Origin of the sequence: Pseudomonas sp. DE0157 (assembly GCF_007678615.1) — a bacterium.
Lineage (GTDB): Bacteria > Pseudomonadota > Gammaproteobacteria > Pseudomonadales > Pseudomonadaceae > Aquipseudomonas > Aquipseudomonas parafulva_B.
Map to the genome: position 1 here is coordinate 1 of NZ_VEJN01000049.1, position 400 is coordinate 400.

1 protein-coding gene is annotated in these 400 nt (G+C 59.8%); it reads right to left on the reverse strand.

Annotated elements, in window-relative coordinates:
• The coding region (locus tag FS777_RS21520; protein ID WP_178091313.1) for an immunoglobulin-like domain-containing protein at positions 1–400 on the reverse strand (400 nt) is incomplete at both ends.

Here is a 400-nt window from a genome sequence, read left to right on the forward strand (position 1 = left end):
GTAACCGAAGGGTTCGCGGTCAGGGTCGCGGTTGTAGTGTCGATTGAATCATTGATCGTGGTAACCGCAGCCGCTGGGTTCGGCGTCAGCTGCTCGAAGTTGCCGCCCGTAGCGCTGTCGATGGTCACACTAACGGTCGAGCCGTTGTTATAGACGTCGTTCGCCGGAGTTTGGAAGTCGATGCTGCCCTGGGTCTTGCCTGCTTCAACGGTGATGACCTGACCGTTGGACAGGGTCACGGTCACCGGGGTCTGAGCCGGGTTCGTCAGGGTCACGGTGTAGGTGATAACGCCGCCTTCAGTCACGCTTGGCGAGGCGGTCAGGGTCGCGGTAGTGGTGTCGATCGAATCATTGATCGTCGTTACAGCTGGCGTCGGGTTAGGCGTCAGCTGCTCGAAGT